This window comes from Desulfarculaceae bacterium, from assembly GCA_020444545.1.
In the GTDB taxonomy this organism is placed as follows: domain Bacteria; phylum Desulfobacterota; class Desulfarculia; order Desulfarculales; family Desulfarculaceae; genus Desulfoferula.
This window is the reverse complement of sequence record JAHLKT010000007.1, coordinates 35,721-62,577: the sequence shown is the minus strand read 5'-3', so window position 1 is coordinate 62,577 and position 26,857 is coordinate 35,721. Positions and strand designations below refer to the sequence as shown.

The following is a 26,857-nucleotide window of genomic DNA, read 5'->3' as shown; positions in this document are numbered from 1 at the left end:
GGCGATTGGCTCTTTCCAGGCCGAAAAGCACCCTTCCGGCTCCCCCCGAGTCCCCGCGACCGTCATTTTTCTCAGTTTGTAAGCTTGTTCTTATTACTTTACAGTATTCCCCGGGGGATTATACAATCTTCCCATCCTCACCGCTCCCCTGGAGAATTCTTTTGGCTAGGCCGCTGGTCGAACTGAACCGGATCTGCGAAGAGCTCCGGCCCATCCTTGCCCGCAATCTGCCGCCCAACCGGCAGGGCCGCGCCCTCATCGCCACGGTGGGCGGCCTGCTGGGGGCCAGCGGCGGGGCGGTGTGCGCCTGGGAGCGCGGCGGCCAACTCAGCCTGACCGCCACCTGGGGCCTGCCCCCGGCCGGGGCGCGGCGTTTGCGCACCATCAGCCAGGCTCCCCCGGCCTGCCCGGGCGAGCCCCTGGGCCGCATCGGCTGGGTGGTGATCTCCCCCAAGAGCCGGGAGGCCGCCAACAGCGGCTGGCCCCTGCTGGACAAGCTCTTGGCCGACCTGGGCCAGCGGCAACATCTGGCCGTGTGGCCCCTGTCGCGCCCTTCGGGCAGTGGCCTGGCCCTGTTGCGTTTCAAGGAGGCGCCCGCTTGGAGCGCCGACTTCGGCCACGCCGCTTCCAATCTCCTGGCCGGGGCGGTGGAGCATGTGCTCTTGCAGGCCCAGCTCTCCCACCGCCAGGGCGACTACAGCCGCATCTTCGCCAACAGCCGCGACATGATCTACCTCTCCACCCGCGACGGCCGCTGGGTGGACGTGAACCCCGCCGGGGTGGAGCTGCTGGGCTACGACTCGGCCGAGGATCTCTTGTCCACCCCGGACAGCGCCCAGAAGGCCTACCTCAACCCCGCCGACCGTCAGGCCTTTCAGGCCGCCATCGAAAAGGACGGCTTTGTAAAGGATTACGAGGTTAGCTTCAAGAAAAAGGACGGCACGCCCATAGAGGTGGCCATCACCGCCTCGGTGCGCCAACGCAACGGCTCGGTGGTGGGCTACGAGGGCATCATCAAGGACATCACCGCCAGCAAGCGGGCCCAGGCCCAGGCCCAGGCCGAGCACAGCCTGGTGGCCTCCATCCTGGAGGTGATGCCCGTGGCCATCTTCGTGGTGGACCGGGCCCACAAGGTGATCCACTGGAACAAGGCCTGCGAGGAGCTCACCGGCTGGGACCGGGACAATATCCTGGGCACCGACCAGGTGTGGAAGGTGTTCAAGCGGCCCAAGGGGGTGTCCCTGGCCGACGTGGTGGTCATGGACGACCCGGCCCAGCTCCAAGCCAACTACGGCAAGGAGAACCTCCGGCGCTCTCCCCTGGCCCCCGAGGCCTGGGAGGCGGAGAAGTTCTTCGAGGAGCTGGGAGGCAAGCCCCGCGAGCTGTTTTTCACCGCCGCGCCGCTCCGGGACAACGCGGGCAACGTCACCGGCGCGGTGGAAGCCATCGTGGACACCACCGAGACCAAGGAGCTGCAACGCAAGCTGGCCGAGAGCGAGGCGCTCTACCGCACCCTGGTCGAGTCCAACCGCGAGGGCATCGTGCTGCACGACTACAAGCGCTTCGTCTTCGCCAATCAGAGCTTCTTGGAGTGCTTCGGCCTGGGGCGGCTGGATCAGGCGGGCAGCGATTTCCTTGAGCTGTTGGCCGACTCCTGCCGGCGGCAATATCTGGAATGGATGCGCTCGGTGGAGCGCGGCGAGGCGGCCCAGGTCTTCGAGGGCCAGGGCATCCGCCCCGACGGCCTGTTCGACCTGGAGGTGACCGCCACCCCCTGCCCCTACCGGGGGGCCAGCGCCATCCTGTTCACCACCCGCGACGTGACCATGCGCAAGTCCATGGAGGAGCAGCTCATCCGTTCCGAGCGCCTGGCCGCCACCGGCAAGCTGGCCTTTGACATCGCCCACGAGGTGAACAACCCCCTGGGCGGCATCCTCACCTACGCCCATCTCCTGTTGGAGGACGTCAAGGACCAGGGTGAGGTGTCCCCCACCGTGGACAAGATCATCAAGCTGACCAACCGCTGCAAGATCATCGTGCGCGGCCTGCTGGACTTCGCCCGCCAGGACACCCCGGAAAAGGAGCCCATGGACTTAAACCGGGTGCTTCTGGACATGCTCTCGCTCATGGACGGGCACATGATCCTCCGGCGGGTGGAGATCAAGCAAAACTGGCAGCACGGCCTGCCCGTGTTCTGGGGCCAGAGGGCCAAGCTGGAGCAGGTTTTCTTGAACATGCTCATCAACGCGGCCGAGGCCATGGAGGGCGAGGGCGTCCTGGAGCTTTCCACGGCGCACGACGAAGAGGCCGAGGAGATCCGGGTGGTGTTCAGCGACAATGGCCCGGGCATGGACGAGGAGGTGGCGCGGCGCATCTTCGAGCCCTTCTTCACCACCAAGCCCCGCGGCCGGGGCACCGGCCTGGGCCTGGCCATCAGCCACGGCATCATCCAGCAGCACGGCGGGAGGGTGGAAGTGGACACCGCCCCGGGCCAGGGCTGCACCTTCAGCATCATCCTTCCTTTGAACGACGCCTGATCTGAGCCGGCTTCGCCAGCCACCGGAATACTGCGTTGCTGGCCTCGCTCGGGCCTCGACGTATTCCCCGATACGCCTCCGGCCCTCGCTCCCCAGACGCCTGGCCTTCCGGCGGCTGGCTGTGCCGGGGGGCGAGACGGCTTCAACGGAAGTTCAACGCAACAACCCATGAAGTTTCACGTGAAACATTGAGGGCGGGAGCACCCTCGATGCACCCGCCCAACCTATGTTTCACGTGAAACCTAGCCGACTATCCCTTATTACGTGTAGATAGCGATTATACGGGGCGCTGTTTTGCCGCCCAGAGTGTACTCCACCACCTCAAGGCCCCTTTGGCGGGCCTCGGCGGCGTCCTTTTGGGCCCGGGCCAGCAGGATGGCCCCTCCATCGGCCAGGTAGGGCCGGGCCAGGGCCAAGGAGCCGGGGATGTCGGTGACCGCGCGCAGGGTGATGGTGTCGAAGCGCTGTTCCAGGAGATCCTCGCCCGCCCTGCCCTGCACCGGGTGCGCCCGGCCCTCCAGGCCCAGGGTGCGCACCACGTGTTTCTGAAAGGAGATGCGCTTGGCGCGGGGCTCCAAAAGTGTCACGTGCAACTCGGGAAGGGCCAAGGCCAGCACCAGGCCGGGGAAGCCTGCCCCCGAACCGATGTCCAGGAGCGTATTGCCGCGAATATGGGGAACAAGAGCAAGAGAGTCTTGAATAAGGTTTAGCTCAGCCTCCTCGGCGGTGCGGTGGCCGGTGAGGTTGTGCGTGCGGTTCCAGCGGAGGAGTTCGGCAATCAGAGCATTAAACTGAATTTCATTGTTTTCTATTCCTTCGGACAAGCTTCCTTGCTCCTAATTCGCCTTGATGGTCCCCTTAAAGCGCCATGCCCTCCTGAAACCGAGCTCGTCGGCCTCTGCTACTGTCATAACGTAGCATTCTCCTGCTTGATCTATTTTTACACGGTCATACTGTTGATCAAAGGGAAGGTGGTATATACGCTCACCGGTAGACCGGTTGATGTTGCACTTGATCTTGGGGTAGTCAAATTTGAGAGGAACGAGCTCAACCCTAACCCCAAGCTCTTCGGCAGCCTTATTAGCCACCTCTGACAATTCCGTCGTCACGACAAGAACAGGAGTTACTTTTTCTGTTGGATTTTGCATTCGATACAAAAGGGTAGTGCCATACAACTGAAAAACATGCTTTTCGTGAATTGTCTTGCTAGCACTCCAACACTTAGCTTGAATGATTTCGACAACCTTGTCCCGTTTACAAATTAAATCGCGGCCAAGATCCTCAAAACCTTTCAACGCACCGAAATATGCGACGTCCCATCCCTCTTGTTCACGAAGGTATCCAAGATACCTTTCATAAAACCGACCTATTTCCCAGTTGGCTTTGGGGCGGTCAACATAACGATCGAGGGCAAGTTGATTCCTTTCTGTTTCATCAAGAGAATTCCATTCTTGGTTTGACAAGAATTTTGTTGTTGGATCAGCAGATTCCAGTCCCTCCGCATTTGCGGCGTTTGCCGAGAGCGGGATTGTTTCGTCGAGAATTGCATCTCTAAAATCTACAAGTACAGGGAAGTATTCCTCATAACTTTTCAATTGATATTCTAGGAACTTATATTGCTTTTGCAGTTCCTTTTTTTCCTTCTTTACCTCTGATACAACTTTCGCAGCTTTCCGCGCAGGGTGCTTTTTATTTTTAAGATAGTCATCCCGGAGATCTAAAACACGCTCAGCTTCGGCGATAAATTCTGCGAGCCAGTTGCGGCCTTGTAGAATGCCTTCTTTGAAGGCGGTATCTCTACCGTCTAAATATAGTTTAAGTCTTTGATTATATGCGCTATATCTAACTTTAACAGTTAGGGCTTTTACGATTCCAAAGGCAATACCACCACAAATTAAGCCATAAAACACCCAAACCATTCATCCCCCTCACTTCCCCACGCAGAAATCGTCGAAAATGGCCTCGATCACCGCCTCGGGCGCGTCGATGCCGTCCACTTCCCCCAAAAATGCCAGGGCCACGGCCAGATCCAGCGAGATCAGCTCCATCTGAGGGTCTTCGCTCTCCAGCCCGGCCAAGGCCCGGCGCGAGGCCTCCGCGCTGGCGGCCAGGGCCTCGGCCTGGCGCTTGCCGGCCACCGCCTCGCCGGGGGCGGGCTCGGCTTCGCCCTTGGTGAGCGCCCCTCCCAGCGCCTCGGCCAGCTCGGTGAGTCCCTCGCCGGTCTTGGCGCTCACGCTCAGGGCGCCCTCCCCCGCCTCGCCCAGGGGCCAGGCCGCGTCCAGATCGCTCTTGTTGGCCGCGATCACCCGGGGCACCCCCTCGGTGGCGGCCAGCACCGCCCGGTCTTCGTCGCTCAGCGGCGCGGCCTGGTCCAGCACCACCAGGGCCAAATCCGCCGCGCCCAGGCGCTCGCGAGCCGCCGCCCGCCCCAGCTCCTCCAGCTCGCCAGGCTCCAGGCCCAGGCCGGCGGTGTCGGTGAGGCGGCAGACCACGCCCCCCAGGATCGCCGCCTCCTCGATGGCGTCGCGGGTGGTGCCCGCGATGCTGGTCACGATGGCCCGCTCGCTGCCTAAAAGCGCGTTGAACAGGGAACTTTTGCCCACATTGGGCCGACCGCAGAGCACCACCAGGGCCCCTTCGCGCCAAACCCGCCGCGCGGCGCGCTCGGCCACCAGCTTGTCCAGGGGCGCGACGACTCCCTCGCGCAGCCCGGCGGCCACCGGAGCCCCGGCGATCTCGCCCGCTTCCTCGGGGAAGTCGATGGCCGCCTCCACCGCCGCCGCCGCGCTGGTTAGCGCAGCGCGCACCGGGGCCAGCCGCCGGGCCAAGCCTCCGGCCAGACCGGCCAGGGCCAAACGGGCCTCGGCCCCCGAGTGGGCGTTGATCAGCTGCCCCACCGCCTCGGCCTGGCTAAGCTCCAAACGGCCGCCCAGATAGGCCCGCAGGGTGAACTCGCCCGGCCGGGCCAGGCGGCAACCCGCGCTCAAGGCCGCGGCCAGCAGCTCTTTGAGCACCGCCGGGCCGCCGTGGGCCTGTATCTCGAATACGTCTTCCGTGGTGTAGGAGCGGGGCGCGGCAAAAAACACGGCCAGAACCTGGTCCAGCTCGCGTCCCTCGCCGTCCAAAGCGCGGCCCAGCACCAGGCGGCGGGGCTCCTCGGCGGGCGCAGGGCCCTCCCCCAGCGGCCGGAACAGGCGCTCCCCCACCGCGCGGGCCTGGGGCCCGGAGATGCGCAGGATGCCGATGCCCCCTGCCCCGCTGGCCGTGGCGATGGCCGCGATGGTGTCGCCCTGGATGTAGCCGCCCTGGTTCACGCCCGCCGCCACAGCGCGGTGATGAGCCCCGCGCCCATGAGCACCCCGCCGCCGACCCGGCCCAGCAGGCGGTCGCGGCCGGGGCGGGCCAGCATCCGGGCCAGGCTGCCCGCCGCGCAGGCATAGAGCACCGCGTTGGCCACGGCCAGAATCACGAAGCTGGCCGCCATGAGCATCAGCTGGGGCCAGGGGGGCAAGGCCGGGTCCACGAACTGGGGCAAAAAGGCCACGAAAAAGACGATGCTCTTGGGGTTCAAAGCGGTGACCACGTAGGCGCGGGCCAGCATGGAGCGCCCGCTGGGGGCCGCGCCGCTCCGGGGCGCGAAGGCCGAGCCCGAGCGCCACATGCGCAGGCCCAAATAGATTAGGTATGCGGCCCCGGCCCATTTGAGCAGGGAAAAGGCGGCGGCCGAGGCGGCGAGCAGGGCTCCCATCCCGGCCAGGGAGAGGCTGAGCGCGGTGAGGTCGCCCAGGCCCACGCCCACGGCGGTGTACCAGGCCGTGCCGCGCCCCTGGCCCAGGGCGTAGCTGGTCACCAGCATCACCGTGGGTCCGGGAATCACCAGCACCAAGGCGCTGGCCGCCACAAAGGCGGTGTAAAGCTCCCAACTCATAAGCCCACCCTTTCGCGGGCAAGTTTATAGGCGGGAGCGGCCTGCTGTCCAGCCGTGGGGCACGGCGATCTTGGCCAAGCGAAATTATCCGGGCCAGGCGCGCCGGGCCCTCCCGGCCTCGGCCACGCCCGCCACCCAGGCAAGAGCCTTCTATCTTATTGTTTTTATTGTCTTTTTATAAGTTTGTCCGCCTACAGTCCCTTGGGCGCGGCGGATGTGGTTGCTACTCAGCCTCCACCACGAAGCCATTCTTTTCGCCGCAAGAGGTGTCGTTCCAGGTGTACTTGCTGTGGTAGCCCACCTCGGCGCAGTTCTCGCTGCCGTGGGCGTTGTTGGGCTCGCCGGAGTGCCAGTTGGTGTAGGTGATCTTTTGGTTGTTGACCCAGCGCCAGCGCCCCTCGCTGCCCTGGTCGGTGAAGCCGATCCAGTATTGCTGGCCGGCGCCTTTTGCCCGGGCCAGGTCGCTGACGAACTGGTTCTCGGCCTGGTCGGAGATGGTCACCAAATGGCCGCCCAGCTTTTGGGCATAGGCCTGGGCCTGGTTCCAGGTCATCTTGGTGGTGATCACCCGGTAGTTGTGCCCCCGCCAGGCGGTCCAGGGCGAGGGCTGCGGGGGCGGCGGGGGCGCGGCCTGGCAGGTGCCCCACACAATGGCGTAGCCCTGGTTTTTGGACACGGGGTTGTGCGACCAGGAGGCCCGGTCGGACACGTCTATCTCGTAATCGCCCGGCCCCAAGACCAAATTGGCCGGGTTGACGATCCAGTTGCAGTTGGGCAGGAAGTATTTTTGCCAACTGCTCAGGCCCGGCCGGGCCTTGAAGGCCCAAGAGCCCTTGGTGCCGTTGATCCCCCGGATGAAGATCTTGCCCGGCACCTTGCCCCGATAGCGGTTGTGGTGGAAGGTCTGCATCTCGGTGATCCGGCAGCGGCCGTTCAGGTGGAAGGTGGTCTTCTGGGGAGGATTGATGTCCACCCCGTTGCCGTTGAAGTTGTTGAATATGACCTGGCCCGGAAAGCCGCCCTTCTTGTAGGTGGAGCAGGAGAGATGGGTGGGCTGGTTCTTGAAATGGGCCATGAAGTTGAGGATGTATTCCTGGTTCTCCAGGCCCGGCACCTTAACGCACTGATTGCCGGTGTGGCACCAGAAGCTGAAGCCCTTGATGGCGTCCGGGTTCCACATCAGGCGGATTTCTTGCTTGCGGTCGTTGTTGTAGGTGATGAGCAGGCGCTGGATGCCGCCGGTCTTCTTGTACCAGTACATGTGCTTGATGTTGGCGGCGGACTGGCTGAGCTGCACCCGCTGCACCGGGCCGTAGTAGTTGGTCGGGTAGATGAGCATCTGGCGGCAGGCCTGGGGCCTCCCGGTGGAGGAGCCCACGGCCGCCGTGCTGGCGATAGGCGGGTTTATCAGGGTCAGGCAGAGAGTGGAGAGGACGACTAACAACAGATAGCGGAGCGCGGACACGCGGGCGATAGGCACGATTCCCTCCTTTTGGTCGCCCGAGTGTACCCACATCTTGCAAAGGGAATCAACCTGGAGGGTATTCGCCGCCCTCCCCTTTCTTCCTCCTCATTCTTTTCCCCTCTCCCCTCCTTCCTTCTTTCAGCTTAGGTACTGTTGGGTTTCGCTCCGCTCTACCCAACCCACGCTACTGCTTTTCTCCCCCCCCGCCGGGGTCGCCAAGGGGCCGGCGTCTCCCCACACCGCCTAAGCGCCCCTCCTGCCCACTCCCCAAAACAAAAGCGGACCTGTGTCCGCTTGCCCATCTCCGCGACCCCAGCCCCGCCAGCGAGCCCCTCTCGTTTGCCCCAGCTATTATGCCGGCCCCGCGCGACCCCGACAAAAAAACGCCTTTTCTTTCTTTTCTCTTTCTTCCCCTCTCCCCTCTTCTCTCTTCTCCAATCCGGAGACAACACCAACGAAAATCGCCACCTCGCGGCGGGAGAGCTTTCCCTTTCTGCCGCCGCCTCGGCCGCCGCTCCTCGCGATGACTCACTGTTTCTGTATTTTCCCGGTAGCGTAGGTACCGATTTTGCCGACCGGTGTCTTCTCCCCCCCCCCCCCGCCGGGGTCGCCAAGGGGCCGGCGTCTCCCCGCCCCGCCTAAGCGCCCCTCCTGCCCACTCCCCAAAACAAAAGCGGACCTGTGTCCGCTTGCCCTACTCAGCGAAGCCGCCCCGCCAGCGGGCCCCTCTCGTTTGCCCCAGCTTTTATGCCGGCCCCGAGTGACCCCGACAAAAAAACCGCCCTCTTTCTCTGCCCCTTGCCTCCCCCTTCCTTCTTTCAACTTAGGTACTGTTGGGTTTCGCTCCGCTCTACCCAACCTACGCTATTGCTCCGCTCCTCCCCCGCCCCCAAAAGAAAAAGGCCCCTCTGCCGGGAGCCCTGTTCACCAAGCCGTATTCCGCCCAACCCCTAGTCCGGATTGAGCGCCTGAAACAACTCTATCTTGTTGGCCACCTCGAGCTTCCGGTAAACCGAATCCAAATGCCGGCGCACCGTGGAGGTCGACAGGCCGAACTCCAGCGAGATTTCCTTGGCGGTGAGCCCGGCGGCAAACAACTCGGCGATCTCTTCTTCCCGGGGGGTCAGCATGGCCGCCGCCTGGCGGGGATAGGCCACCAAGAGAAAGAGGTCGTCCATGGCCTCGCCCTTCACGCCCATGCTCCTGCCCCGAAAGGCCTTGGCGGGCTCGCCTTGCAGCCACTCCCGCACCTCCACGGGCAGGGCCGGGCCGCTCCACCCCGGCCACTCCGCCTGCACCAGCTCCAGAAAGTCGCCCTGGGCCTGGCGCACCCAGCCTTCGCGGTCGCATACCGCGGCGGGGCCCCCGGCCTGGCTCTTGGAGCGGCTGCGCACGTACTCGATCTGGTTGTGCTGCCAGGCCTGGGTGAGCAGGGGAAAGACGAACTGCTTGGCGATGCGCTCCTCGGGGGTGAAGGCCGGACGGGAGACTTTGCGGTAGAGGCTCATCACGTCCAGCAGGCCGCTGCGGGGCACGGGCAGGGCGGTGGAGATGGCCGACTCGATGCCGTAGACGTGGGAATGCTGCCGGTATATCTCCAGGGCCCGGCGCTCCTGCCGGGCATAGAACTCGTACACGTCGAAGGTGACGCCCGGCGTGGCGATGATGTTGGCCAAAAGCCGGTCCTGGTGCTTGAAGCGCTCCCAGTTGACCATCATCTCCTCGGGCAGGCCGCTCAGATAAACGTTGTGCACCCGGAGGTCGTCGGTGTAGCCGCTGGCCCACAGGGCCATGTCAAAGGGGATCAGGCCGTTCAAAAGCTCCATGGCCGCGTCCTTGAAATCCCCCACCGGAGCTCGGTGGCCCAGTTCCATGAGCTGGCCGACGAAGCGGCCCATTGCTTGGTCTAGCACCGTTGCCGAGTCCTTCTCGTGCCGGCGCGCCGCCCCCATGGGGCGTTTGCCCTATGGTTGGCCCGCCGGGATCATGTTTTACTGGCCGCCGTCCACCTTGGTCACGCGCCTTACGCGACGCGGCGAGGCTCGGGCTACTGGAGAGGCAGTTCATCATTTTAGGAGTAACCATGAGCAAGCTCAAGATCGTTTTGGCACTGTGCGCGGTGCTGACCATGATGTGGCTCACCTCGGGCAGCGGATGCAGCAGCGGCAGCGGCGGCGGGTCGGACTTAAGGGTTCCCTGCGCCAGCTATGTGGTCGGCACCTGGAAATTCGCGGGGAGCACCTCGACTGGAACCCTGACCTTCAACGGGGACGGCGAGGTGTCCGGGATCACCCAAAGCGGCGCCTGCCCCGGCTTCGGGCTGGTGCCCAGCGCGAGCAGCACCAACTTCAGCGACTATCCCATCAAGGTCAACTACACCGTCAAATGCAACAACGGCAAGACCTACAAGTACACCCTGTCGCTCAGCCCGGTGGACGGCAAATGCTCCACCCTCAGCGGCACCAAGAAGGGCGATTACTCCGGGGGCATCACAGAGAACATCGCCTTGAGCAAGTGATAGCAAACCCGGCGGCCCGCCCCGCGCCCCAGCGGAGCGGGCCGTTCCCGGAGGCCGTCTCCATGCGAGTTTTCACCCTGGTGCTTCTGCTGAGCCTGTTCCTGGCGAGCCCGGCCCCGGCCGCGCCGCCGGAGGGGGCGGAGCTTAGGGTGGTGGCCCTGACCGCCGACCAGAAGGAGCGCCTGGCCCAGGAAAACGGGGTGTGGTCCTACACCCTGTGCCTCGGTCTGCCCCAGGTGGGCCCCAGGGTGGAGATAGACCAGCGCACCGAGTTTCAGGCGGTGTTCATCGACCGCGCGGGACGCTACCAGGGGCAGGAGCTTATCTTCGAATGGCTGCACGGCAGCCCCTGGCGGGCCCTGGCCCGGCCGGTGACGCGGGTGTTGCGCCGCTACCCGGGCCAACCCCACGCCATGGCGGGCTACAGCTGCTGGTCCGCGCCCGGCAAGATGGGCAAGTTCTGGTCGGCCCTGTTCCCCAGCTCGGTGATGAAGCGCTCCAAGTGGATCGCCTCGCGCTGCTACGGCCCCCGTGCGGTGCGGGTGCGCGGCCAGGACGGCCGCCTCATCGCCGAGCGCTCCTTCGAGGTATATAAAAAGGGCGTGCGCGTCTACTGACTCGCCACCCTTTGCCTTTGCCCAATGGAAAAGGGCCTCCCGCGCGGGGAGGCCCTTTTTATTTAGCTATGATGCGCCCTCTCAGCGGGGAGTGACCACCACCTTCTTCATCTCGCCCTTGCCCCGGCTCATGGTGCTGATGCCCTTCATGCTCCGCAGCACCAGGTGCACCACCCGCCGCTCCTGGGCGCTCAGGGGCCCCAGGCTCTGGGGCTTGCGGCTGCTCTTGGCCTTGTCCGCCGCCTTGCGGGCCGACTCTTCCAGGGCCGCGCGCCGCCGGCCGCGATAGCCGCCCGCGTCCACGCTAAGGTGCACCGCCTTGCCGTACTTGTGGCTCACGATGCGGGTGGTGAGGTATTGCAGGGCGTCCAGGGTCTGGCCCCGGCGGCCGATGAGCACCCCGGGCTCGCCGCCCGCGATGTTCAGCTCGATGCCCTGCTCGCCCCAGGCGGTCTCGATGGTGGCGTTGGGGTCCAGGGAGGCGGCCAGGCGGGTGAGCACCTCACCGGCGTAGGCCAGCATCTCCGGGCCGTCGGGGTCGCGCTCGGGCCGGGTGTCCCGGCGGGGGGCCGGAGGCTCGGGCTTGGCCTCGGGGGCCGGGGCCTCGGCCTTGGGCTCGGGCCTGGGTTCCGGCTTGGGAGCCGGTTTGGGCTCGGGCTTGGGCCGCGGCTTCGGCTCAGGCTTGGGTTCCGGCTTGGGCTGCGGCTTCGGCTCCGGCTTGGGGGCCGGCTTGGGCTGCGGCTTGGGGGCCGGCTTGGGCGCGGGCTTCGGTTCAGGCCTGGGGGCCGGCTTGGGCTCGGGCTTGGGCTCGGGCTTTTTCTTGCCCAGGCCCAGGGCGCCATTGGCGCTGTCGGTCATGGAGGCCACCAGCGCGGCCACCTCCTCGGCCTGGGTCTTGCCCCGGGGCTTGGCCTTGATCACCGCCTTCTTGGAGCCGATGCCCAGAAAACCGCCGCCTCCGGCGCTGATCACCTCCACCTCGAGCTGGTCCAGGCTCAGGCCGAAATGCTCCTGGGCGGCCAGCATGGCCGCCTCGGTGGTCTTGGCTGTGAATTCAACCGCGTCCATGGGCATTACGTCTTGCTCTTGTTGGTCCAGTACTGCTGGCCAATGCTCATGAGGTTGTTAACCAGCCAGTAGAGCACCAGTCCGGAGGGGAAGTTGATGAACATCACCGTGAACACCACAGGCATGAGCATCATCATCTTGGCCTGGGTGGGGTCGCCGGTGGTGGGGGTCATCTTCTGCTGCAAGAACATGGACGCGCCCATGAGCAGGGTCAGTATCGGCAGCCCGGCTCCCACGTAGGGGATGTCGATGCCGATGGGCAGGCGGTCCGGGGCCGAAAGGTCGTTGATCCACAGCATGAAGGGCGCGTGCCGGAGCTCGATGGCGCTGCCCAAGACCTTGTAGAAGGCGATGAACACCGGGATCTGCACCAGCATGGGCAGACAGCCCCCGGCGGGGTTCACCTTGTAGGTCTTGTACAGCTGCATGATCTCCTGGTTCATGCGCTGCTTGTCGTCCTTGAACTTCTCGCGGATGCGCTTCACATGGGGCTGAAGCTTCTGCATCTCCTTCATGGACTTGTAGCTCTTGCGGGTCAGGGGCCAGAAGATGAGCTTGGTGATCAGGGTGATGATGATGATCGCGACGCCGTAGTTGCCGACGAAGCCGAAGATCAGGTTCATGGCGATGAGGAACGGCTTGGCGATTATGTCGAACCACCCGAAGTCCAGGGCCTGGTTCAGGTTGTGGCCCAGGGATTCCAGGATCTTCATTTCCTTGGGGCCGAAGAACACCAGGTAGTCCACCTGACGGGTGGAGCCGGGCTCCAGGGCGATCAGAGGCTCCACCAGGGTGGCCAGCATCAGGCCGCCCTTTTCGCTGCCCATCACGAAGCGCTTGGCCGGGGGCGCGCCCTCGGGCTCCAGGGGAGCCACCGCGCCCAGGAAGTAGGGGATGGCCAGGCCCATGTAGCTAATCTCGCCGGAGTCCTTGGGGTTGTCGTCCAGGTCCCCGATGCCCAGCTCCTCGTAGCGCCCGTTCTTGGAGAATTGGATGCCGGTGAAGGCGTAGGAGTGGGTGTCGCCGCGCTTCTTGTTCTCCAGCAGGCTGAGAGCCGGTTGCAGCTCCAGCTTTTGGCCGCTGGTGTTGGTCAGGCGCAGGCTGAGCTCCCAGGCGTAGGTGCCGGCCTTGAAGGTGTAGACCTTGTCAACCTTGACCCCGCCCACCGTGGTGGAAAACACCAGCTGCTTGGAGCCCTTGGTCACCTCCAGCTTGTCGGCCGAGGGGGTGAAGTTGCGCACCGAGAGCTTGGGGTCGAGCTTGGTCAGGTTCACGGCCAGGGAGGCCGGGTCGTCGTCGCCCAGGTCCAATACCTTGAAATGGCCGCCCTGCTTCTTGGGCTGGTTGTAGTAATCCCGCAGGATGACGGTCTTGACGCCGCCGCCCCGGCTGGTGAGCACCGCGGTGTAGAGCGGGGTCTTGACCTCCACCAGGGTTTCGGCGCCCATGGGCGCGGCCTGGGGAGAGGCGGGGGCGGGCACGGCCGCCGGGGCCTGCGCACCCGGCGCGGCCGGGGCCTTAGCCGCCGGGGCGGCCTGGCTCTGGGGGGCGGTGGTGGTGGGGACCGGCTGCTCCTTGGGCTTATCGCCAAAGAGCATGATCCAGGCCCACATCAGCCCCACGCTAAGGGCCAGGGCCAACAACATGCGTTTCTGATCCATGATCGCTTCCTAAAAACGGGAGCACCGGCCTCAGGCCGGGTCGTGGCCCCCGGCGGAGAAGGGGTGGCAACGGGCCAGGCGCCAGAGGCTCTTGGCCATACCCCGCCACAGGCCGTACTTGGCCAGGGCATCCATGGCGTAATGGGAGCAAGTGGGGGTGAAGCGGCACTGGCCGCCCAGGTAGGGGCTCAGAGTGAGCTGGTACAGACGCACCAAAGCCCGGGCCGCGATAACGGCCGGGCTCAGGCGGTCGGGGGTTCCGGCAGCCGTTCGAACAGGTTCCACAGCTCTTGGCTCAACTGGGCCCAGGTCATGGCGGGCGCACCGCTCTTGGCGATGACCACCAGGTCCCATCCCGGGGGCAATGCGGCCCGCCGCTGGCGATAGGCTTCGCGCACCAGACGCTTGAAACGGTTGCGCCCCACCGCATTGGCCACCCGCCGCGTGGCGGTGATCCCCAGACGGGTCAGACCCAGCCGGTTGGGATGGTACAACAGCAGCAAGCGCCGCCCGTGCAGGCGGCCCGGCTGTTTCTGGGCGGCCAGGTACTGGGAGCGCTTGGCAAGGCGCGCCGTCTTGGGATAGCCTAACTCCGCCGTGGGCATCGAGCCCCCGCGGGCTCACACCGCAAGCCGCTTGCGGCCTCTGGATCTGCGGCGGCTAATCACGGCGCGGCCGCCACGGGTGCGGGAGCGCACCAGGAAACCGTGGGTGCGTTTACGCTTGGTATTGCTGGGCTGGAAAGTACGTTTCATCTCGCTTCACCCTTGTTGTTTCATGCCAGGTTTAGGACCCGCGTCCTTGGGGTAGCCGGACGAAAGGCCGCGCAAAAGGGCACGCCCCGCACGTCCGGAACCGCCCCCTCGGGAGGCGGCCCGGCCCTCGGGCGGCCCGGCAAGGGACAAAGTTAATCACAAGGAGCGGTTATTGTCAAATGCCCACCCCCCAGCCGGGGGCCGGAGCGCGGGTCGGCGGGGGGGCGCAAGTCACCAAGATATGACCTCAAAAGGCTTGCTACCCCGGAGCCTCTCTGGTAGTCTCCCAATGATGCCGCAACCATTATATATGCGATTTTCCTTCCTGGAGCCACCATGTTCCTAGACCCCCTGCTCGGCTTGTTCAGCAGCGACATGGCCATCGACCTGGGCACGGCCAACACCCTGGTCTATGTCAAGGGCAAGGGCATCGTGCTCTCCGAGCCCAGCGTGGTGGCGGTGCGCCAGGACGCCCGGGGCTCCAATCGGGTCCTGGCCGTGGGCAAAGAGGCCAAGATGATGCTGGGGCGCACCCCGGGCAACATCCGCGCCATCCGCCCCATGAAGGACGGGGTCATCGCCGACTTCGAGGTGACCGAGGCCATGCTTCGCCACTTCATCCGCAAGGTGCACGCGCGCCGCACCCTGGTTCGGCCCCGCATCATCATCAGCGTGCCCAGCGGCATCACCCAGGTGGAAAAACGCGCGGTCAAGGAAAGCGCCGAGAGCGCCGGGGCCCGCGAGGTGTACCTGATCGAGGAGCCCATGGCCGCGGCCATCGGGGCGGGGCTGCCCATCACCGACCCCACCAGCAACATGGTGGTGGATATCGGCGGCGGCACCACCGAAGTGGCGGTCATCTCCCTGGCCGGCGTGGTCTACGCCAAGAGCGTGCGCGTGGGCGGCGACAAGATGGACGAGGCCATCCTCCAATACGTCAAGCGCAAGCACAACCTGCTCATCGGCGAGCGCACCGCCGAGATGATCAAGACCACCATCGGCAACGCCTACCCCGGCGGCCTGGAGCCCGAAGAGGGCCTGGCCGAGGGCGAGGCGCCCATCCCCGTATCCATCGAGGTGAAGGGGCGCGACCTGATCACCGGCATCCCCAAGACCATGGAGATCACCTCCGAGGAGGTGCGCAACTCCATCACCGAGCAGATCGACACCATCGTGGAGACGGTGAAGATCGCCCTGGAGCAGACCCCGCCCGAGCTGGCCGCCGACATCGTGGACAACGGCATCGTGCTCACCGGCGGCGGCGCCCTGCTCAAGGGCCTGGATTCCCTTTTGGCCCGGGAGACCGGCCTGCCCATCACCATCACCGAAGACCCCCTGTCCACGGTGGTGCTGGGCTCGGGCAAGGCATTGGACGAGTTGGACCTCCTCAAAGAGGTCATGATCAAATAGACGCCGCCGGGACCGGTCCGCGCGGCGCCCGAACACGGCCCGCAAACTCCAAGCCCGCATATTTCATGAGGGTTGGGCGGCATCCAACCACGATGCAATTTCAGGTAAACTTATTGAGAAAAGCGCCGACGTCACCTTGGTGCGGTGTGCACCCATGTCCGGCACGGTCGGCCGCCGGTTGCGCAACCCTCTTGAAAAGTGCTGGCTAGCAAAGCGCCGTGAACTTCTTCCGCAAGTACCGGGTTCCCATCATCGTGGCCCTGTTCCTCCTGGGGGCCTTGGCCTACTTTTCCTTCAGCGCTGGCAAGGGCATCGACCGGGTGCCCGGCGGGCGCTACGCCATGGAGCTGATCGGCCCGGTGCAGCGCGGGGTCACCGGGGTGGGCCAGTGGTTCAACTCCATCTGGCGGCGCTACTTCGCCCTGGTGCAGGCGGCCGAGGAAAACGAGCACCTGCGCAAGGATCTGGCCTCCCTGGGCCAGCGGGTGGTGGACCGCGACGAGCTGGAGCTGGCCAACCGGCGCCTGAAAAAGCTGCTCAACTTCCAAAAGACCCTGGACTACCCCATGGCCGCCGCCGAGGTGGTGGGCGCCGACCCCAGCGGCCGCTTCCAGACCGTGATCATCAACAAGGGCACTTCGGCCATGGTCGAGCCCTTGATGCCGGTGGTCAACGCCGAGGGCGTGGTGGGCCGGGTCATCTGGGCCAGCCCCCACTACGCCAAGCTGCTGCTGCTCATCGACGCCAACAGCGCGGTGGATGTGCTGGTGCAGCGCAACCGTTCGCGGGGCATCGTGGAGGGCAGCGGCAGCGGGGTCTTGCGCCTCAAGTACGTGATCCACACCGCCGACGTGGCCGTGGGCGACAAGCTCATCACCTCCGGCGCGGCCGGGGTGTTCCCCAAGGGCGTCTTGGTGGGCACGGTGAGCGCGGTGCACAAGGAGCAAGACGGCGCCTTCCAGCGGGTGGAGGTCTCCCCGGCGGTGGACTTCGGCCGTTTGGAAGAGGTGCTGGTGATTCTGCGCAAGCGCAACCTGGACGGCTAGGGCGGCTTCGCCAGCCACCGGCATACGGTGTTGCTGGCATCGCTCGGGCCTCAACGTGACTTGGGCCACGCCTGCGGCCCTCGCTCGCCAGACGCCTTGTCTGCCGGCGGCTGGCTGTGCCGCCGAGAGTATGGGCCTGGCGATGGCCGGGGGCGGGCGCAACATTACTATATAGAGCGTATGGACCCGGCAAGGGCAACAAGATAGAGGTTGAACCACCCAGATGAGACGCGACGCTTCACGTTGGCCCCGAGCGGCGGGAACCCTAGTCTTAGGGTTCTTCCTGGCCGTGTTGAGCACCACGGTGTTCTCGTGGTGGTCGGTGGGGCCTCTGCGTCTGGAGCCCATGATCGTCCTGGTGGTCTCGGCGGGCTACCGCCTGCCGCTGGTCCTGGGCTTCGTGGTGGTCTGGGCCCTGGCCTATCTCATGGACCTGATCTCCGGCGGGGTCTTGGGGCTCAACATCGTGATCTACTCGGTGGTCTACGTGATCTGCCAGCTGGCCCGGCGCAAGCTCAACATCGACTCCTGGCCCTTCCAGATGCTCTCGGTGGGGGTGATGACCATGCTGGCCCATCTGCTCATGGCCGCCGGGCTCACCCTGACCATCCCCAGCTACATCCCCCCGGCCAACCTGCCCCTGCTGCTTTTGGCCCAGGGCCTGATCAGCGCCCTGGTCGCTCCCCTGTTCTTCGGGCTCATCGAGGCCCTGGTCCGCCCCATGGCCCGCTTCTGGCCCGATGAGCGCAGGGTGGCCCCGTGAATCTTTCCTCGGTCCCCAAGCCGGCCAGCCTGGGCGGCGGCCGCGGCCTGGAGCCGGCCGAAAACCCCCTGGTGCGCCATGCCCTCATGGCCGCGGCGGTGGTGGTGGCCCTGGCCTTTCTGGTGCTCCTGGGGCGGCTGTGGTACTTGCAGCTTCTCCGGGGCGAGCACTTCCGCAAGCTTTCCGAGACCAACCGCATCCGCCTGGTGGACCTGCCCCCCAGCCGGGGCCTGATCTTCGACGCGGAGGGCCGCCTTTTGGCCGACAACCGCCCGGCCTTTTATTTGGCCGTGGTGCCCGAGGACGTGGCCGACTGGAAGACCCTGGGCAATCGCCTGGACAACCTGGTGGGCCTTACCCCCGAGGAGTTGGCCAAGGCCCGCAAGGCCGCCCGGGGCGCGCCGCCCTTCAAGCCCATCGTGCTCAGGTCCCGTCTGGACCGCCACCAGCTGGCCCTGCTCGAAACCTTCCGCTACGAGCTGCCCGGGGTAAAGGTGATGGTGCGCTACCAGCGGGCCTATCTGGCCCCGCACGTAACCGCCCACGTCATCGGCTATTTGGGCGAGATCAACCGCAAGGAGCTGGAGCGCTCCAGCCGGGCCAAGTACCGCATGGGCGACTGGGTGGGCCGCTACGGCCTGGAGCAGAGCCGCGAGCAGGTCCTGCACGGCCTGCGCGGCGCCCGTCAGGTGGAAGTGGACGCCATGGGGCGGGAGATCAAGGTGCTCAAGGAGGCCCCCTCCAGCCGGGGGGCGGACCTCACCCTGAGCATCGACCTGGACCTGCAACGGGCGGCGGCCCGGGCCCTGGCCGGACGGGTGGGCGCGGTGGCGGCCATCGACCCACGCAACGGCCAGGTGCTGGCCCTGTACTCCAACCCCTCCTTCAACCCCAACGACTTCATCACCGGCATGAGCGTGAAGCAGTGGAAGAAGCTGGTCAGCGACCCCCTGCACCCGCTCAAGGACCGCTCCATCAGCGGCATGTACCCGCCGGGCTCCACCTACAAGATCATCACCAGCGCGGCCGGGCTGGCCGAAAAGGCCATCGACCTCAACACCCGCTTCTTCTGCGCGGGCCAGATCCCCTTCGGACGCCGCTATTACAAGTGCTGGGCCTACAAGAAGGGCGGCCACGGCCACACCGACGTGCACAAGGCCATCCGCGAATCCTGCGACGTGTTCTTCTACAAGACCGGCCTGCGCCTGGGGGTGGAGCGCCTGGCCAAGTGGGCCCGCGCCTTCGGCCTGGGGCGGCCCACCGGCATCAGCCTGGCCCACGAGTCCCCAGGCCTGGTGCCGGACAGCGCGTGGAAGAAGAAACGCTTCAAGGAGCCCTGGCAGGATGGCGAGACCCTGTCGCTGTCCATCGGCCAGAGCTTCACCCTGGTTACCCCCTTGCAGCTGGCCCGCATGACCGCCGCGGTGGCCAACCGGGGCCGCCTGCTCACCCCCACCCTGGTCAAGGCGGTTACCCCGCCCGGGGGCGAGCCGGTGCCCGAGCCCGAGCCGGTCACGGTGAAGGTGCCCATCAAGGCCGAGTACCTGGAAGTTATCGCCAAGGGCCTGGACGCGGTGGTCAACGAGCCCCACGGCACCGCGCGGCGGGCCCGTCTGCCCGGCATCAGGGTGGCCGGCAAGACCGGCACCGCCCAGGTGGTGGGCCTCAAGTTCGAGAAGTCCTTTGGCAAGGAAGAGAACGTTCCCTGGAAGTACCGCTCTCACGCCCTGTTCGTGGCCTTCGCCCCGGTGGATAATCCCTCCATCGCGGTGGGCGTGGTGGTGGAGCACGGCGGCCACGGCGGCTCCGCCGCCGCCCCGGTGGCCAAGGCGGTGATGCGCGCCTGGTTCGGCCTGCCCCAGGGCCCGGTGCCCGAGTTCGAGCCCCAGGCCCTGCCCCCCTCGCGCCGGCCCGAGCCGGAGACGCCCAAGGACCAGAAGAAACCGGGAGCGGGCGCATGATCGACCGACGCCTGGTGGCCAACTTCGATTGGCTTCTCTTGGCCCTGGTGCTGGCCCTGGGGGCCTGCGGGGTGGCCAATCTCTATTCCGCGGCCAGCTCCTTCCACGGCGGGGGCACCCCGGTGTTTTTGAAGCAGTCCTACTGGATCGGCCTGGGCGTGGGGGTGATGATGGCCGTGGCCGTGGTGGGGCCCCAGCGCCTGTCCACCATCGCCTACCCCTTCTACGGCCTGGTGGTGGTGCTGCTCATCGCGGTGCTGTTCTGGGGCAAGGTGGTGGGCGGCAGCCAGCGCTGGCTGGTGCTGGGCCCGGTGGTGTTGCAGCCCTCGGAGCTGGCCCGTCTGGCGGTGGTGCTCATGCTGGCCACCTACTTCCAGCGCCGCGACCAGTCCGAGCCCTACCGTTTGTTGCAGCTATTGCCCCCCCTGGGCCTGGCCTTCGTGCCCGCCCTGCTCATCCTCAAGGAGCCGGACCTGGGCACCTGCCTCTTGGTGCTCATCGTGGCGGTGAGCGTGATCCTGGTCAACGGGGTCAAGCTGAGGGACCTGGCCATCGCCTCGGTGGGGCTGATCCTGGTCTTGCCCGTGGGCTGGCGCTTCATGAAGGACTATCAGAAGCGGCGCATCTTCAGCTTTCTGGACCCGGAGAGCGACCCCCTGGGCAGCGCCTACCACCTGATCCAATCCAAGATCGCGGTGGGCTCGGGCCAGTTCACCGGCAAGGGCTTCATGGCCGGCACCCAGACCCAGCTGCACTTTTTGCCCGAGCAGCACACCGACTTCGCCTTCTCGGTGTTGGCCGAGGAGTGGGGCTTCATGGGGGCCATGGTGGTGCTGCTCTTGTTGGCCGGCATCATCTACCGGGGCCTTTCCACCGCCTACCGCGCCAAGGACCGCCAGGGCCTGTTGCTGGTGGTGGGGGCCACGGCCCTGATCTTCTGGCCGGCCATCATCAACGTGGGAATGGTGCTGGGCCTGTTCCCGGTGGTGGGCATCCCCCTGCCCTTCATCTCCTACGGCGGCTCCAGCCTCATCACCACCATGGCCGCCCTGGGGCTCATCCAGGGCGTGGCCATGAGACGCTTCGTCTTCCACAGCCGCAGGTAAAGGCCGGCTTCGCCAGTGGCGTGCCGCCACGGCCAAAGCGGGTCGAGATACGGCTCGGTTCCGGCCAGCATCCTTGGCTCCCGTTGGGGCGCTTTGGCGGCTCCGTGGCAAAGCGGCGGGATGCGGAGAAAAGAGATCGCCGGATTTCTTGTTGCCTCGCCGGGGCTCGGCAACCCCGATAGCAAGCTATCGGGGGCAACAGGGATAAAGAAATAGTCGCGCATTCCGTCGGACCCCGGCACAGCCAGGCGGCGGCAGGCAAGGTGCGGGCAAGTGAGTTCCGCAGGCGTATATGCCAATACGCCGAGGAAACGAACGCCGCCCGCAACGCAGCATCCCGCCGTCCGGCGAAGCCGGCCGGGCTTGCTTGCTTTACCGGCTCCGTCCACCATGCTAAATTGCACACAGGCCTATTTTATTAGGGGGTTCGATGCGTCCTCGCAGCTTTAGCGCCTTCCTGCTCCTCGCTCTTTTGGCTGCCCTACTCTGCCTGGCCCCGGCCACGGCCCTGGCCAGCGCGGCCTCGGAGGTGAACAAGGGGCTGGACGCCCACCGCGAGGGCGAGCTGGGCCTGGCTATGAGGCTCTACGACCGGGCCATCAACTCCGGCGAGCTGCCCCTGGTCGCTCTGTCCATGGCCTACAACAACCGGGGCGCCTTGTGGGCCGACCTGGGCCACCTGAAAAAAGCGCTCAATGATTTCGGCCTGGCCCTGGAGCTGGACAGCACCAACCCGCTGTTCTACACCAACCGGGGCCTGGTCTATCAGCGCTGGGGCAAGTACAAGGACGCCCTGGACGACTACAACCGGGCCCTGGACCTGGACGACGGCTTTGCCAACGCCCTGGTGGCCAAGGCCTGGCTTCTGGCCACCTGCCCGGTGGCCGCGCTGCGCAACGGGCCCCAGGCGGTGGAGCTGGCCGGCCGGGCCGCCGGGGGCGAGCGCACCGCCAACATCCTGGACACCCTGGCCGCCGCCCTGGCCGAGGACAAGAAGTTCCCGGCCGCGGTGCGCATGCAGCGCCGGGCCATCCTCCTGGTGCGCGATTCCGACGGCGAAAAAGGCGATCCCCCCGAGGCCATGGAGCGCCGCCTGAGGCTCTACGAAAAAAAGCAGCCCTACCGCGAGGCGGCCCGGCCGCCCAAGCCGGTGACCCCCGAGTACGATTAGCCACCCGCCAAGTGTGAAAATGCGGTGAAGCGGCCCCTTGGAGACCGATTTGGGCTTGCTACCGCCCTCCCTTGCGTGTTAGTGAAATAAAGTTCACTAAGAGCGCCGGCAGCCCATGCGCCGGTCCGGTCCGCACAACCGAACGAACAACCAAGATAGTAACTGGGCCAATTGGCGCAAACACCTTCTCTGGAGGAGGTTTTCGTGGGTAGAAAAAGCCGCGAGTCCCATGTCAATTTCTACTTGGGGCAAGGCATCCGGCAAGAGGGCAAGCTCGTTTTCAAGGGCCAGGCCCGGGTGGACGGAGAGTTTTCGGGCGCGATCCATGGCGAGGGGCTGGTTTTGGTGGGGTCCACTGCCGTGGTAGAGGCCGAAATCAAGGCAGACCGGGTGGTTATAAGCGGCCGGGTGACCGGCAACGTGGTGGCCGGGGAGCGCATCGAGCTGAAAAAGCCGGGCAATCTCATCGGCGACGTCACCGCGCCCCTGGTGGTCATGGAAGAAGGGGTCCGCTTCGAGGGCCACTGCCACATGGCCCTGAACCAGGGAAACCAAGAGGCCGGCCGCCTCAAGCTCCTGGGCGCCCGGAGCGCCCCCGAAGCCTGAGAGGTGACTTAAGACCCTATGGGCACAAAAAAAGTTTTGACAATTCTTTTTAAAAATTGTAGAAACTCGCAGCTTGTGTTTTTGGTAACAGGTGCCCGTTGCTCTCCCGAGGAGGGGTCAACCGCCGAATACAAGCTATTTTCAAGTGCTTAATTTCGCAAGCAGGGCGTGGAACACAATCCGTGGGGAGCGGGCGCCGCGTCCCCCCCTAGTTGCGGGAGCAATAAGGCTTTATGGTCAGTATTGACATAGACAGTTCGCTATTCTGGCAGATCGGCAACTTCCTGGTATTGCTGGTGGCGCTGAACTACTTGCTGTATCGCCCCATCAGGGGCATCATCAAGCAGCGGGCGGAGAAATTCGCCCAGCTGGGCAGCGACATCACCGCCTCGGAAGAAGGGGCCAAGGCCAAGGAGGCGGAGATGGAGGCCGAGCTGGCCGACGCCCGCCGCCAGGGCGCCGAACTCCGCGAGGAGATGAAAGGCCAAGGCCACGGCACCGAGCGCGAAATCGTCGAGGCGGCCACCGCCGAGATGGAAGCCGCGGTGGCCAAGGTCCGCTCCGAGATCGAGTCCGAGATCGGCGGCGCGCGCGACGACCTCAAGGGCCAGGTTCAGACCTTCGGTCAGGAGCTGGCCCAGAAGCTTTTGGGGAGGAGCTTGCAATGAAAATAGCCAAACTGGCTAAGAGCATCCTTCCCGCTTTGGCCCTGGTGGGCCTGAGCGCCGGTCTGGCCCTGGCCTCCGGCGGGGGCGAGGGCGGCGGCGCGGCCGAGCACCACTATCAGTGGGGCAACTTCCTGTTCCGCGTGATGAACTTCGCGGTGCTCGTGGCGGTTTTGATCATCGTGCTGCGTAAGCCCCTCAAGAGCGGGCTGGGCGCGCGGGTGGATCAGATCAAGAGCGAGCTCGAGGAGCTGGAGGCCAAGCGCGAGGAAGCCAAGCGGGCCTACGCCCTCATGGAGCAGCGCCTGGCCGACGCCGCCGGTGAGCGCGACAAGGTTTTGGCCGACTTCCGGGCCATGGGCGAGAAGGAAAAAGCCGCCATCATCGAGGGGGCCGAAGCCACCGCCGAGCGCATCAAGGAGCAGGCCAATTTCACCATCGAGCAGGAGACCGCGGCGGCCAAGGCCGACCTTCGCCGCGAAGTGGCCGAGATGAGCGCCGCAGTGGCCGAGGACCTGCTAAAAGAAAAGATTAACCCCGAAGACCAGACTCGCCTGGTGGATGAGTACCTGGCCAAGGTTTCGCGGGAGGTACAGTGACCAGCCTGATCGTCGCCAAACGCTACGCCCGCGCCTTGCTGGAGATCGGCAAGGAAGACGGGAATATGGAGAAGTACGGACAGGAGCTGGCCGAAGTTGCCGCCCTGTTCGCCGAGTCGGCAGAGTTGGAGTCGGTGCTGGCCAACCCGGCCATCGGCTTCGAGGACCGCAGCCGGTTGCTGAACACCTTCCTGGACAAGATGGGCCTCAGCCCCATCGTGAACAACTTCTTCCGGCTGCTTATGGACCGCGGGCGCATCAGCGCCGCCCGCGACATCAGCGCGGTATATGCCCGCCTGGTGGATGACCAAAAGGGCATCACCCGGGCCGAGGTCGTCTCGGCCGCGCCTTTGGGCGAAGAAGAGGTGAAGCGCCTCAAAGAGGTGCTCGCCAAGATGGCCGGCAGCGAGGTTATCGTGGAAATCAAGGAGGATTCCAGCCTGATCGGTGGCGTGAGAGCCCAGATCGGGGACCTGGTCTTGGATGGAACCATCAAGACTCAGCTGGAAACTTTGAGGGATTCTTTGAGAAGGGGTGATTACGCCTAATGCAGATCAGAGCCGAAGAGATTAGTCAGGTAATCCGCGAGCAGATCAAGGATTACGACAAAAAGGTAGAGGTCAGCGAGACCGGCACCGTTCTGAGCGTTGGTGACGGCATCGCCCGTGTGTACGGCGTCGAGAAGGCCATGGCCGGCGAGCTCCTGGAGTTCAGCCACGGCGTTCTGGGCATGGTGCTCAACCTCGAAGAGGACAACGTCGGCGTGGCCATCATGGGCGACGTGGAGCACATCAAGGAAGGCGACGCCGTAAAACGTACCGGCCGTATCGCCGACGTGCCCGTGGGCGACGCGGTCATCGGCCGGGTCATCGACCCGGTGGGCAACCCGCTGGACGGCAAGGGCCCCATCGACACCGAGGAACGCGGCCGTATCGAGGTCGTGGCTCCCGGCGTCATCGCCCGTAAGAGCGTGCACGAGCCCATGTACACCGGACTCAAGGCCATCGACGCCATGACCCCGGTGGGCCGCGGGCAGCGCGAGCTGGTCATCGGCGACCGCCAGATCGGCAAGACCGCCATCCTGGTGGACGCGATCATCAACCAGAAGGGCCAGGACGTCAAATGCATCTACGTCGCGGTGGGGCAGAAGAAGTCCACCGTGGCCCAGGTCATCGACACCCTGACCCGGCACGGGGCCATGGAGTACACCTGCGTGGTCAGCGCCTGCGCCTCCGACCCCGCCACCCTGCAGTACATCGCGCCCTACTCCGGTTGCACCATCGGTGAGTACTACCGCGACCGCGCCGGGCACTCCCTGATCTGCTACGACGACCTGAGCAAGCAGGCGGTGGCCTACCGCCAGATTTCCCTGCTGCTCCGCCGTCCGCCGGGACGTGAAGCCTACCCCGGCGACATTTTCTACAACCACTCGCGCCTGCTGGAGCGCGCGGCCAAGCTCAACGACGAGCTGGGTGCCGGTTCTCTGACCGCCCTGCCCATCATCGAGACCCAGGCCGGCGACGTGAGCGCCTACATCCCCACCAACGTGATTTCGATCACCGACGGCCAGATCTACCTGGAGCCGGGCCTGTTCTACTCCGGCGTGCGTCCGGCCATCGACGTGGGTCTGTCGGTTTCCCGCGTGGGCGGTTCCGCCCAGGTGAAGGCCATGCGTCAGGTGGCGGGCACCATGCGTCTGGACCTGGCCCAGTTCCGCGAACTGGAGGCCTTCGCCCAGTTCGGCTCGGACCTGGACAAGTCCACTCAGGCTCAGCTCAACCGCGGCTTCCGCCTGGTTGAGATCCTGAAGCAGCCCCAGTATCAACCGCTGTCCATGGCCAAGCAGGTGACCATCCTCTTCGCCGGCACCCGCGGCTACTGCGACAAGTACGAGGTGGGCGTGCTGGCCGGCTACGAGGCCCAGCTGTTCGACTTCATCGAGACCAAGCACCCGGATGTATTCGCGGACCTGGAGGCCAAGAAGGAAATCGACGACGACCTCGAAGCCAAGATGAAAGCGGCTCTCGAGGAGTTCGACGGCATCTTCCAGGCCCAGCAGTAAACGAAGGGGCGGCTGACATGGCGGCACTTCGCGACATACAAAACAAGATCTCGGCGGTCAAAAAGACCAGGCAGATCACCCGGGCCATGAACATGGTGGCCGCGGCGCGGCTGCGCCAGGTGCAGGAACGCACCGAGCGCTTCCGCCCCTACGCCGACAAGTTCAGCGAGGTCCTGGGCAGCCTGAGCGAGGGGCTCGATTCCGAGGCCCATCCGCTCCTGGCCCAGCCCGAGACCGTGGACCGGGTCGGCCTGATCCTGATCACCGCCGACCGCGGGCTTTGCGGCTCGTTCAATATGAACCTGATTCTCAAGGCCCAAAAGTTCCTTACCGAGAAAAAGAGCGAGGGCAAGGAAGTCGCCTTCTATGCGATCGGCCGCAGGGGCATCGACTTCTTCAAGCGGCGCAAGGTCGAGTTTGCCGCCCAGATGCCCGGGGCCATGAACGTGGTGGACTTCGACCTGGCCACTCAGGTGGCCCGGCTGGGGCTCAACGCCTTTTTGTCCGGCGAAGTGCAAGAGGTCTACATGATCTACTCGCGCTTCCAGTCCCTGATCTCCATGATCCCCACCGTGGAGCGGCTCCTGCCCATCTCCCCGGAGATGGTGGGCGACGATGCCGAGGACGCGGCTTCCGTGGAGTACCTCACCGAGCCTTCGGCCGAGGAGATCCTGGTGGACCTGTTGCCCCGCTACCTAAACGTGCGGGTTTACAGCGGCTTGCTGGAGACCTCCACCAGCGAGAACGGGGCCCGCATGGCGGCGATGGACAACGCCACCAAGAACTGCAAGGAACTAATCCAGAACCTGACCCAGGTCTTCAACAAGGCCCGCCAGGCGGCCATCACCGCGGAGTTGATGGACATCGTGGGCGGCGCCGAGGCCCTGAAGTCCGGTTAGGCTCTGGTACAAGGATTTAT

26 protein-coding genes are annotated in these 26,857 nt (G+C 65.2%); 15 read left to right on the top strand and 11 right to left on the bottom strand.

What is annotated here, in order from left to right; genetic code table 11:
• The first annotated feature begins 161 nt into the window (after positions 1–161).
• The gene (locus KQH53_17980; protein ID MCB2228570.1) at positions 162–2,537 is read left to right on the top strand and encodes a PAS domain S-box protein; all 2,376 of its coding nucleotides are present in this window, start codon (positions 162–164) and stop codon (positions 2,535–2,537) included.
• A 260-nt stretch (positions 2,538–2,797) separates the two neighbouring features.
• Here KQH53_17980 and rsmG read toward each other — a convergent pair whose 3' ends face one another.
• The 6 genes from rsmG to KQH53_17950 all read right to left on the bottom strand — a co-directional run bounded on the left by rsmG (position 2,798) and on the right by KQH53_17950 (position 9,843).
• Positions 2,798–3,361 carry a 16S rRNA (guanine(527)-N(7))-methyltransferase RsmG gene (rsmG, locus tag KQH53_17975; protein MCB2228569.1) on the bottom strand — a complete coding sequence of 188 codons (564 nt, stop codon included), beginning with the start codon at positions 3,359–3,361 and terminating at the stop codon, positions 2,798–2,800.
• Positions 3,362–3,373: 12 nt separating this feature from the next.
• The gene (locus KQH53_17970) at positions 3,374–4,456 is read right to left on the bottom strand and encodes a restriction endonuclease (protein ID MCB2228568.1); all 1,083 of its coding nucleotides are present in this window, start codon (positions 4,454–4,456) and stop codon (positions 3,374–3,376) included.
• Between the two features lie 9 nt (positions 4,457–4,465).
• Positions 4,466–5,809 (bottom strand): tRNA uridine-5-carboxymethylaminomethyl(34) synthesis GTPase MnmE, encoded by a 1,344-nt coding sequence (mnmE, locus tag KQH53_17965; protein MCB2228567.1) that lies wholly within the window; start codon positions 5,807–5,809, stop codon positions 4,466–4,468.
• Between the two features lie 38 nt (positions 5,810–5,847).
• Positions 5,848–6,465, bottom strand: a complete 618-nt coding sequence (locus KQH53_17960; protein MCB2228566.1) for a LysE family translocator — start codon at positions 6,463–6,465, stop codon at positions 5,848–5,850.
• A 223-nt stretch (positions 6,466–6,688) separates the two neighbouring features.
• Positions 6,689–7,945, bottom strand: a complete 1,257-nt coding sequence (locus KQH53_17955) for a C-type lectin domain-containing protein (GenBank protein ID MCB2228565.1) — start codon at positions 7,943–7,945, stop codon at positions 6,689–6,691.
• A gap of 935 nt (positions 7,946–8,880) precedes the next feature.
• A complete protein-coding gene (locus KQH53_17950) occupies positions 8,881–9,843 on the bottom strand; it encodes a helix-turn-helix transcriptional regulator (GenBank protein MCB2228564.1) in 963 nt (320 codons plus the stop codon).
• Positions 9,844–10,013: 170 nt separating this feature from the next.
• Here KQH53_17950 and KQH53_17945 point away from each other — a divergent pair, with 170 nt between their 5' ends.
• Positions 10,014–10,448, top strand: coding sequence for a hypothetical protein (locus KQH53_17945; protein ID MCB2228563.1), 435 nt, complete (start codon positions 10,014–10,016; stop codon positions 10,446–10,448).
• A 62-nt stretch (positions 10,449–10,510) separates the two neighbouring features.
• Positions 10,511–11,065, top strand: a complete 555-nt coding sequence (locus KQH53_17940; protein ID MCB2228562.1) for a hypothetical protein — start codon at positions 10,511–10,513, stop codon at positions 11,063–11,065.
• Between the two features lie 81 nt (positions 11,066–11,146).
• Here KQH53_17940 and KQH53_17935 read toward each other — a convergent pair whose 3' ends face one another.
• From KQH53_17935 to rpmH, 5 genes are read right to left on the bottom strand one after another with little or no spacing between them, the layout of a single operon-like run.
• Complete coding sequence (locus tag KQH53_17935) at positions 11,147–12,133, bottom strand: Jag N-terminal domain-containing protein (GenBank protein MCB2228561.1); 987 nt, start codon at positions 12,131–12,133, stop codon at positions 11,147–11,149.
• Positions 12,134–12,138: 5 nt separating this feature from the next.
• Positions 12,139–13,794 carry a membrane protein insertase YidC gene (yidC, locus tag KQH53_17930; GenBank protein ID MCB2228560.1) on the bottom strand — a complete coding sequence of 552 codons (1,656 nt, stop codon included), beginning with the start codon at positions 13,792–13,794 and terminating at the stop codon, positions 12,139–12,141.
• 30 nt (positions 13,795–13,824) lie between these two features.
• Entirely contained in the window at positions 13,825–14,148 is a 324-nt protein-coding gene (gene yidD, locus KQH53_17925; GenBank protein ID MCB2228559.1) for a membrane protein insertion efficiency factor YidD, read from the bottom strand.
• Positions 14,037–14,399, bottom strand: coding sequence for a ribonuclease P protein component (rnpA, locus tag KQH53_17920; GenBank protein MCB2228558.1), 363 nt, complete (start codon positions 14,397–14,399; stop codon positions 14,037–14,039). The genes yidD and rnpA overlap by 112 nt, the downstream gene beginning before the upstream one ends.
• A gap of 15 nt (positions 14,400–14,414) precedes the next feature.
• Positions 14,415–14,549 (bottom strand): 50S ribosomal protein L34, encoded by a 135-nt coding sequence (gene rpmH / locus KQH53_17915; protein MCB2228557.1) that lies wholly within the window; start codon positions 14,547–14,549, stop codon positions 14,415–14,417.
• Between the two features lie 336 nt (positions 14,550–14,885).
• On the opposite strand from rpmH, the gene KQH53_17910 reads away from it, so the two are divergent.
• The 12 genes from KQH53_17910 (at position 14,886) to atpG (ending at position 26,837) form a co-directional block, all read left to right on the top strand.
• Positions 14,886–15,959 (top strand): rod shape-determining protein, encoded by a 1,074-nt coding sequence (locus KQH53_17910; GenBank protein ID MCB2228556.1) that lies wholly within the window; start codon positions 14,886–14,888, stop codon positions 15,957–15,959.
• Positions 15,960–16,177: 218 nt separating this feature from the next.
• On the top strand, positions 16,178–17,005 hold the full coding sequence (gene mreC / locus KQH53_17905; protein ID MCB2228555.1) for a rod shape-determining protein MreC: 828 nt from the start codon (positions 16,178–16,180) through the stop codon (positions 17,003–17,005).
• A gap of 289 nt (positions 17,006–17,294) precedes the next feature.
• Positions 17,295–17,768, top strand: a complete 474-nt coding sequence (locus tag KQH53_17900; GenBank protein ID MCB2228554.1) for a hypothetical protein — start codon at positions 17,295–17,297, stop codon at positions 17,766–17,768.
• Entirely contained in the window at positions 17,765–19,729 is a 1,965-nt protein-coding gene (gene mrdA / locus KQH53_17895) for a penicillin-binding protein 2 (GenBank protein MCB2228553.1), read from the top strand. The genes KQH53_17900 and mrdA overlap by 4 nt, the downstream gene beginning before the upstream one ends.
• Entirely contained in the window at positions 19,726–20,835 is a 1,110-nt protein-coding gene (gene rodA / locus KQH53_17890) for a rod shape-determining protein RodA (GenBank protein MCB2228552.1), read from the top strand. Before mrdA ends, rodA begins: the two co-directional genes overlap by 4 nt.
• 430 nt (positions 20,836–21,265) lie before the next feature.
• Positions 21,266–22,006: a hypothetical protein gene (locus tag KQH53_17885; GenBank protein ID MCB2228551.1), complete on the top strand. Its 741-nt coding sequence runs from the start codon at positions 21,266–21,268 to the stop codon at positions 22,004–22,006.
• 204 nt (positions 22,007–22,210) lie between these two features.
• On the top strand, positions 22,211–22,612 hold the full coding sequence (locus KQH53_17880; GenBank protein MCB2228550.1) for a polymer-forming cytoskeletal protein: 402 nt from the start codon (positions 22,211–22,213) through the stop codon (positions 22,610–22,612).
• A 233-nt stretch (positions 22,613–22,845) separates the two neighbouring features.
• Positions 22,846–23,280, top strand: coding sequence for an ATP synthase F0 subunit B (locus KQH53_17875; GenBank protein MCB2228549.1), 435 nt, complete (start codon positions 22,846–22,848; stop codon positions 23,278–23,280).
• Complete coding sequence (atpF, locus tag KQH53_17870; protein ID MCB2228548.1) at positions 23,277–23,876, top strand: F0F1 ATP synthase subunit B; 600 nt, start codon at positions 23,277–23,279, stop codon at positions 23,874–23,876. Before KQH53_17875 ends, atpF begins: the two co-directional genes overlap by 4 nt.
• Positions 23,873–24,424, top strand: coding sequence for a F0F1 ATP synthase subunit delta (locus KQH53_17865; GenBank protein MCB2228547.1), 552 nt, complete (start codon positions 23,873–23,875; stop codon positions 24,422–24,424). Before atpF ends, KQH53_17865 begins: the two co-directional genes overlap by 4 nt.
• Positions 24,424–25,938: a F0F1 ATP synthase subunit alpha gene (gene atpA / locus KQH53_17860; protein ID MCB2228546.1), complete on the top strand. Its 1,515-nt coding sequence runs from the start codon at positions 24,424–24,426 to the stop codon at positions 25,936–25,938. The genes KQH53_17865 and atpA overlap by 1 nt, the downstream gene beginning before the upstream one ends.
• Positions 25,939–25,955: 17 nt before the next feature.
• The gene (gene atpG, locus KQH53_17855; GenBank protein ID MCB2228545.1) at positions 25,956–26,837 is read left to right on the top strand and encodes an ATP synthase F1 subunit gamma; all 882 of its coding nucleotides are present in this window, start codon (positions 25,956–25,958) and stop codon (positions 26,835–26,837) included.
• Positions 26,838–26,857: the final 20 nt, after the last annotated feature.

Coding starts and splice junctions, on each gene's coding strand:
- KQH53_17970 (MCB2228568.1), bottom strand. CDS start 4,456: ATGGTTTGGGTGTTTTATGGCTTAATTTGTGGTGGTATTGCCTTTGGA.
- KQH53_17960 (MCB2228566.1), bottom strand. CDS start 6,465: ATGAGTTGGGAGCTTTACACCGCCTTTGTGGCGGCCAGCGCCTTGGTG.
- KQH53_17945 (MCB2228563.1), top strand. CDS start 10,014: ATGAGCAAGCTCAAGATCGTTTTGGCACTGTGCGCGGTGCTGACCATG.
- KQH53_17940 (MCB2228562.1), top strand. CDS start 10,511: ATGCGAGTTTTCACCCTGGTGCTTCTGCTGAGCCTGTTCCTGGCGAGC.
- KQH53_17935 (MCB2228561.1), bottom strand. CDS start 12,133: ATGGACGCGGTTGAATTCACAGCCAAGACCACCGAGGCGGCCATGCTG.
- yidC (MCB2228560.1), bottom strand. CDS start 13,794: ATGGATCAGAAACGCATGTTGTTGGCCCTGGCCCTTAGCGTGGGGCTG.
- yidD (MCB2228559.1), bottom strand. CDS start 14,148: ATGGGACCTGGTGGTCATCGCCAAGAGCGGTGCGCCCGCCATGACCTG.
- rnpA (MCB2228558.1), bottom strand. CDS start 14,399: ATGCCCACGGCGGAGTTAGGCTATCCCAAGACGGCGCGCCTTGCCAAG.
- rpmH (MCB2228557.1), bottom strand. CDS start 14,549: ATGAAACGTACTTTCCAGCCCAGCAATACCAAGCGTAAACGCACCCAC.
- KQH53_17910 (MCB2228556.1), top strand. CDS start 14,886: ATGTTCCTAGACCCCCTGCTCGGCTTGTTCAGCAGCGACATGGCCATC.
- rodA (MCB2228552.1), top strand. CDS start 19,726: ATGATCGACCGACGCCTGGTGGCCAACTTCGATTGGCTTCTCTTGGCC.
- KQH53_17885 (MCB2228551.1), top strand. CDS start 21,266: ATGCGTCCTCGCAGCTTTAGCGCCTTCCTGCTCCTCGCTCTTTTGGCT.
- KQH53_17875 (MCB2228549.1), top strand. CDS start 22,846: ATGGTCAGTATTGACATAGACAGTTCGCTATTCTGGCAGATCGGCAAC.
- atpF (MCB2228548.1), top strand. CDS start 23,277: ATGAAAATAGCCAAACTGGCTAAGAGCATCCTTCCCGCTTTGGCCCTG.
- atpA (MCB2228546.1), top strand. CDS start 24,424: ATGCAGATCAGAGCCGAAGAGATTAGTCAGGTAATCCGCGAGCAGATC.
- atpG (MCB2228545.1), top strand. CDS start 25,956: ATGGCGGCACTTCGCGACATACAAAACAAGATCTCGGCGGTCAAAAAG.